We start from the raw sequence: 1584 nt of genomic DNA, 5'->3' as shown, positions 1-1584 counted from the left end.
TTACCCGCCAGTGCATTTAAATAAAGTGGCAACGTAGCGACCAGAGTTTTTCCTTCTCCCGTCGCCATTTCGGTAATTTTACCTTGGTGCTGTACGATGCCACCGATAAGTTGTACATCATAGGGAACCATATCCCAGGTGACTTCTCGTCCCGTTACTTCCCAGGAAGTGCCAACCAGCCTCCGACAAGCTTCTTTCACTACTGCAAATGCTTCAGGTAGCAAGTCGTCGAGGTCTTCTTTTTCCGTGGCGAGACGATCACGAAATTCCTGGGTTTTGTTGCGCAGTTGTTCTTCGGAGAGGGAGCTATAAGACTCAAAATGGCGGTTGATTTCCGCCACCGTCTGCCACATCGATTTCACAACGCGTTCGTTCTTGTCGCCAAACAACTTTTTAAACAGTGATCCAATCACGGTGCAGTACCTTCACATTCGATCATTTCAGTAGCAAGTTACTTATCCAGTAACTGCATTAAGTGAATATTTTGTTAATGTCCAACCAGCAATCTATCCGCAAGAAACAGCGGCAAATTCTCTTCAATAATACGATGCCTTGCCCGCTCAATATCATACGGAATCCGGACGATGTAGCTCTCCTGCTTACTCTCGTCGATTAACGCATAACTGGCGCGTTGGTCACCATCCCGCGGTTGACCGACTGATCCAACATTAATCAGTTCCACTCCGTTGGAACCGACATAACGGAATGGTTCGTGAGTATGGCCAATGTAACAGCTCCGAATTGAAGCGTCGAGATCGGAGATTTGACGCTGTGCCTCGGAAGCAGTGTACACATAATTCCAATCGCTGGGATTCCGTGGCGACGCATGAACATAGAGCCGGATTTTGTCGTGAATCGTTAGTGGTAGAGATTGTAACCAACTTCTCGATTCGCTGCTTAACTGTAAACGGGTCCAAAGAATCGCTTGCTGCGCCATTGGATTAAAATCATCGGGACCGATATTCTGAATGGCGGCTTCGTCGTGATTTCCCAACACAACAAAATGACAGGTTTCACGAACAAGATGGATACAAGCTTCGGGATCGGCGCCATATCCTACGATATCCCCCAAACACACCCACTGCGTGATATTGTGTTCCTTGCCCGAAGCAAGGACCGACTTCAACGCCTCAAGATTCCCATGAATATCGGAAATGATTCCAATCACGTAGCTGGTTTCCCCGGAATTCGGTCACCCAAAGCGGCATCGAGGATGCCATTGATAAATCGTCCCGACTGAGTGGTAGAAAACTCCTTCGCTAATTCGATCGCCTCATTTAAAACGACTTTTGGCGGAGTTTCTTCCATAAACAACAATTCGCAAAGAGCTAATCTTAATAACAAATGATCTGCCAGCGCAAGCCGATCGATCGACCAACGCTCCACCCGTTTCCGAATCTCCTCATCGAGTTCTGTGATACGTTGCAGCATCGTTTGGAGTAAGCGGCGGATGAATTCAATGTGGCGCTCCTGCCCGGTTAACTTTCCCCCCGCCCATACTTCATCTAACGAGAGACCGGCGATTTCCATCGAATAAGCCATTTGGAGCGCGATTTGCCGGGCAATATGACGACTCTCAACTAC

Annotated in this window: 3 protein-coding genes; all 3 read right to left on the bottom strand. The window is 48.0% G+C overall.

The genetic code is table 11. From position 1 onward, the window contains the following. The coding region (gene secA / locus OEM52_15220; GenBank protein MDK9701483.1) for a preprotein translocase subunit SecA at positions 1-413 on the bottom strand (413 nt) is incomplete at its 3' end. A 74-nt stretch (positions 414-487) separates the two neighbouring features. Next, the gene (locus OEM52_15215) at positions 488-1168 is read right to left on the bottom strand and encodes a metallophosphatase family protein (GenBank protein ID MDK9701482.1); all 681 of its coding nucleotides are present in this window, start codon (positions 1166-1168) and stop codon (positions 488-490) included. Next, the coding region (gene nusB / locus OEM52_15210; protein ID MDK9701481.1) for a transcription antitermination factor NusB at positions 1165-1584 on the bottom strand (420 nt) is incomplete at its 5' end. The genes nusB and OEM52_15215, both read right to left, overlap by 4 nt.

Source organism: bacterium (assembly GCA_030247525.1).
Taxonomy (GTDB): Bacteria; Electryoneota; JAOADG01; order JAOADG01; family JAOADG01; genus JAOTSC01.
This window is presented reverse-complemented; position numbering and strand designations above follow the sequence as displayed.